Genomic DNA, 5,455 nt, shown 5'->3' on the forward strand with positions numbered 1-5,455 from the left:
GGGGTGGTGCGCCGGACGGAAGTCCACCACGCGCCGTGGCCGCTGCAGCGGGCGGAGGCGGAGATCGCCGAAAACACGATGCTCGCCGCCGCCGGCCTGCCCATCGGCGGCCCGCCCGCGCTGCTGCATTTTGCGCGGCGGATTGATGTGGTGGTGTGGGGGAGTGAGGCGGTGTAGAGCGATTTGCCAAATCGCTCGCAACTTGGCAAATCGCTCGCAACTTGGCAAATCGCTCGCAACTTGGCAAATCGCTCGCAACTTGGCAAATCGCGAGCGATTTACCAAATCGCTCTACATTCGCCATTTCGTAAGATGTCCGGCAAGATCGTTTTGTTATAATCTCTTCAAGTGCCATGACACCCGAAGTATTAGCTCGCCAACAGATCGACCAGCTGCTCCAGCATGCCGGCTGGGAGGTGCAGGACCGCGCCCGGATGAGCCTCTTCGGCCGCCCCGGCCGTGGTGTGGCCCTGCGCGAGGCGGTCATGACCACCGGCGAGGCCGATTACCTGCTGCTGGTGGACGGCCGCGCGCTCGGCGTCATCGAGGCCAAACGCACCGGCCACACGCTTAGCCATGTCGAAGAGCAGTCGGGGCGCTATGCCGTCGGTTTGCCGCCGGGCATCAAACCCTGGCTGCCGGGCCGGCCGCTGCCCTTCCGCTACGAATCCACCGGCGTGGAGACCTACTTCCGCGATGAGCGCGATCCGCATCCGCGCCCGCGCCGCGTGTTCTGCTTCCACCGACCCGAGACACTCGCGCAGTGGATGGATTCAGCCAAGACCCTCCGCACCTTGCTCGCCGAGATGGCCTTCACGCATCCGCTGAACACCCTCGGCATGAGGGACTGCCAGGTGGAAGGCATCACCGGCCTGGAGCAGTCGCTCGCCTCGGACTACCCGCGCTCGCTCATCCAGATGGCCACCGGCTCGGGCAAGACCTTCACCGCCTGCGCCTTCACCTACCGCCTCATCAAATTCGCCAAGGCCAAGCGCGTCCTCTTCCTCGTGGACCGGGCGAATCTCGGCCGTCAGGCCAAGACGGAGTTCGATCAATACGTGCTGCCCGATGACGGGCGGAAGTTCACCGCCGTCTATAACGTCCAGCACCTCACCTCGAACAAGCTCGACGACGTCTGCCGCGTCACCATCTGCACCATCCAGCGGCTTTACTCCATGCTGCGCGGCGAGGACCTGCCCGAGGATATTGATGAACGATCTGGATTCGAGATCGCTGCGGCGATGCAAAGTGGAAGCCGTGGAAGCGGCGTCCCGCCGCTTTTATCCCCGCCAACAGATTCGACTCCCGCAAACCAGTCAGCGCGCTCTGGCAGCAACGATCCCAAGCGGAAGGATGCCGCTTCCACTCTCGAAGTCGCCTACAATCCCGCCATCCCCATCGAGACCTTCGACTTCATCGTCACCGACGAGTGCCATCGCTCCATCTACGGCCTCTGGCGTCAGGTGCTGGAGTATTTCGATGCCCACCTCATCGGCCTCACCGCCACGCCGTCGAAGCAGACCATCGGCTTCTTCGGCCAGAACCTCGTCATGGAGTATGGCCACGAGCGGGCCGTCGCCGATGGCGTGAATGTCGGCTACGAGGTCTATCGCATCCGCACCCGGGTCACCGAGGCCGGCGACAAGGTGGAGAAAGGCTTCTACGTGGACCGTCGGCACAAAGAGACCCGCCGCCGCCGCTGGGAGCGTCTCGATGAAGACCTCGCCTTCACCGAAAAGGAACTCGACCGTAGCATCGTCGTCCCCTCGCAGATCCGCACCGTGCTCACCGCGTATCGCGATGCCCTTTTCACCGAGCTGTTCCCCGGCCGCGCCCTGGTGCCGAAGACGCTCATCTTTGCCAAGGACGACAGCCACGCCGAGGACATCGTCCAGCTCGTTTGGGAGGTCTTTGGCAAAGGCACCGACTTCTGTAAAAAGATCACCTATCAGGCCAAGCATCCCACCACCGGCAAACCGGCCAAGAGCGAGGACCTCATCGCCGAGTTTCGCACCTCTCCGCAGCTCCGCATCGCCGTCACCGTGGACATGATCGCCACCGGCACCGACATCAAGCCGCTGGAGTGCCTGCTCTTCCTCCGCGACGTGCGCAGCCGCGTCTATTTCGAGCAGATGAAAGGCCGCGGCACCCGCGTGCTCACCCCCACCGATCTGCAATCGGTCTCCGGGGCCGAGGCCAGGGCGAAGACCCACTTCATCATCGTCGATGCCGTCGGCGTCTGCGAGAGCGACAAGACCGAGTCCCGCCCGCTAGAGCGCAAACCCACCGTCGCGTTTGATAAACTCCTGCTCGGCGTCGCCCTCGGGAAGCGGGATGAAGACAGCCTCACCTCCCTCGCCGGACGCCTCGCCCGGCTCGACCGCGAACTCACCCCGGCCCAGCAAAAAGAAGTCACCACCACCAGCGGCGGCCACACGCTCAGCCAGATGTCCGCTGCTTTGCTGAAGGCCTTTGATCCCGATGCCGTCGCCGAGCACGCCACCGGCATCAAAGGCACCGAACCGCAGGAAGTCAGCGAGGAAGCCTTCACCCAGGCTCAGACCGCCCTCATCACCACCGCCTGCGCCCCGTTTGACAAGCCCGCCCTGCGCGACCTCCTCGCCAAGGTGAAGCAGGAGAGCGAGCAAACCATCGCCACCTCCGTCATTGATGAAGTGATCGAGCAGGGCTTCAGCGGAGCCGCCAGGGACAAGGCCGCCGCCTTAGCCAAATCCTTCCGCGACTACATCGAGCAGCATCAGGCCGAGATCACCGCGCTACAGATCCTCTACAGCCGCCCCTACGCTCAGCGCCTCACCGAGAAGATGCTCAAGGAACTGGAAAAGAAGCTCCGCGAACAGCACGCCGCCTGGACCGAGGACAACCTCTGGAACGCCTTCGCCGCCACCGCCCCGGACAAAGTCAAAGGCCGCACCCAGGCCGGACGCTTCGCCGACCTCGTCTCCCTCGTCCGCTTCGCCCTGGAGCAGCAGCCGGTCCTAAAGCCGTTCGCCGACACGGTCAGCGAGCGCTTTGACCAATGGCTGCGCACCCGCGATCAAGCTGCCGCTGCTCAACTTGCAACTTCAAACCTGAAACTTGGAACTGCGGAGCCCGGCACCATCGCTTTTTTGCCCGCCCAGCTTTCATGGCTCCGCGCCATCCGCGACCACATCGCCACCAGCCTCAGCATCGAGCTGGATGACCTCGACTACACGCCCTTCAACCAGGAAGGCGGCCTCGGGAAGGCCCATCAACTCTTCGGCGATCAGTTGCCGAAGCTGCTGGAAGAACTTAACGAAGCGCTCGCCGCATGAAAATCCGCGAGGTCATCACCACCATCAACGCCATGCAGGCCGCAGGCGTCATCGAGCACTACGCCATCGGCGGCGCGGTGGGGGCCACGTTTTACCTCGAACCCGTCGCCACGCTGGATGTGGACATCTTTGTCAGCTTCCGCCCGCAGCCGGGCTCGCTGCGCATCAGCCCGCAGCCCATCTTTGATCATCTGAAGGCGCAGGGCTGCCCGGTGGAGGGGGGATACATCGTCATCGCAGGCTGGCCCGTGCAGTTTTTGCCGCCCGGCACACCCTTGGTGGAGGAGGCGCTCCAGCAGGCCGTGCCGCATGAGGTGGAAGGCACGCCTGCTCGCGTCTTCAGCCCGGAGCACCTCGCCGCCATCGCTCTTCAGGTCGGCCGGGCCAAGGACAAGGCCCGGCTGCTCCAGTTCATCGAATCCGGCCTGCTGGATGCCGCCCGTTTTCAGGACATCCTAACCCGCCATCACCTCGCTGGCGCGTGGCAGACCTTTGAGCGACAATTCCTCGCCGATTGACCGCCATGACCTTCGACCTCGCCCGCATCCTCGAAAGCAAGCGCCAGCACCGCCGGGCTCTGGCCGCGCTGCCCATTGAGGAAAAGCTGCGCCTGCTCGATGACCTTCGCCAGCGAACGCTCGACCTCCGCGGCAGCCAGCCCGCCGGCAATCTCATCCTGCGTGAAGAACCCGCCGTCTATGGCGCGAAGAAGCCATGACCGCCAAACCGCGCCGCAAGACTTCCCAAGCCCCAACGGGGCGAAACAACCCAGCCCAGGGCAACGCCCTGGGTCGTGCAGCCCCACAAAATCAGAGCCCTGAAGGGGCGGGACAATCTATATGGCCAATCATGGCTCTCTCGGATGTTTGCACAAAGATCTCCGATGGGACGCATCATTCCCCGACGGTTCAGCATTCTGAGGCTGCTCCCGGACGGTTCAAATACATCACATCAAAGAACATCCGCCCTTGGGGACTTGATCTGGGTGACATCGCTTATCTCGACGAGGACGTGCATCGGGAAATCTATTCGCGATGCAATCCAGAGCTGGGTGATGTCCTGCTCACGAAAGACGGTGCGAATACGGGCAATGTCGCCATCAACACCCTCGAAGAAGAGTTCAGTCTCCTCTCCAGCGTTGCTCTTCTCAAACTGAAGCGAGACATCCTCGATTCGAGGTTTGTCCGTTACTACCTGGAGTCTCCGGTTGGATCGAAACGATTGCTTGGAGATATGACAGGAACTGCAATTCGCAGGATCATCCTCAGGAAGATCAAAGAGACAGAGATTCCTGTGGCACCACCCGACGACCAACGCCGGATCGTGGCGGAGATTGAGAAGCAATTCACGCGGCTGGAGGCGGGAGTGGCGGCGTTGCGGCGGGTGCAGGCCAACCTCAAACGCTACCGCGCCGCCGTCCTCAAAGCCGCCTGCGAAGGCCGCCTCGTCCCCTCCGAATCCGAACTGAGTAGAAGCGGCGTCCCGCCGCTTAATCCTGATTCAACCGCCAGGCCCGCTTCCTCCAAAGCCGGATCGAAGGTGTCAACGAGCCCAAAGCGGCAGGATGCCGCTTCCACATTCGAATCCGGCCAGCAACTCCTCGCCCGCATCCTCACCGAACGCCGCCAAAACTGGCAGGGTCGAGGGAAATACAAGGAGCCTGTCGCGCCGGACGCCGCTAAACTTCCGGCGATTCCAGACGGATGGACATGGGCAAGCTTTGACCAAGTGACAACCCTCATCACTAAAGGCTCGTCGCCAAACTGGCAGGGTTTCAACTATTGTAACGACGGCATCATTTTTGTCCGCAGCGAAAACGTGCGTTGGGGCTTACTCGACCTAGACGGCGTGGCCCACCTACCACCTGCGTTCAATGAGAAGGAACGGAAATCCATCCTTCGAGAAGGTGATGTCTTGCTAAACTTAGTTGGGGCTTCAATCGGTCGTGCCGCCATCGCGACCGCAGAAGTTGATGGTGGGAACGTTAACCAAGCCGTCGCAGTCATTCGTTTTGTCTCAAGGAAGACCATGAATCAGTTTGCCATGTTGTGGCTGAACTCAATTGACGGGCAGAAGCGAATCCACGCCGAAAAAGTGGACGTGGCACGTGCGAACTTCAGCTTGGAAGATCACTCGAG

The 5,455-nt window shown here is 62.1% G+C and carries 4 protein-coding genes; all 4 read left to right on the forward strand.

Annotation, left to right across the window (positions count from 1 at the left end; translation table 11 throughout):
- Nucleotides 1-353: 353 nt before the first annotated feature.
- Nucleotides 354-3,317, forward strand: a complete 2,964-nt coding sequence (locus tag IAE77_RS28750; protein WP_294234644.1) for a type I restriction-modification enzyme R subunit C-terminal domain-containing protein — start codon at nt 354-356, stop codon at nt 3,315-3,317.
- The gene (locus IAE77_RS28755; protein WP_294234646.1) at nt 3,314-3,835 is read left to right on the forward strand and encodes a hypothetical protein; all 522 of its coding nucleotides are present in this window, start codon (nt 3,314-3,316) and stop codon (nt 3,833-3,835) included. Before IAE77_RS28750 ends, IAE77_RS28755 begins: the two co-directional genes overlap by 4 nt.
- A 5-nt stretch (nt 3,836-3,840) precedes the next feature.
- Nucleotides 3,841-4,035 (forward strand): hypothetical protein, encoded by a 195-nt coding sequence (locus IAE77_RS28760; RefSeq protein WP_294234649.1) that lies wholly within the window; start codon nt 3,841-3,843, stop codon nt 4,033-4,035.
- Nucleotides 4,032-5,455: restriction endonuclease subunit S (locus IAE77_RS28765; RefSeq protein WP_294234652.1), on the forward strand; the 1,424-nt coding region annotated here is incomplete at its 3' end. The genes IAE77_RS28760 and IAE77_RS28765, both read left to right, overlap by 4 nt.

Origin of the sequence: Prosthecobacter sp., from assembly GCF_014879935.1 — a bacterium.
GTDB lineage: Bacteria > Verrucomicrobiota > Verrucomicrobiia > Verrucomicrobiales > Verrucomicrobiaceae > Prosthecobacter.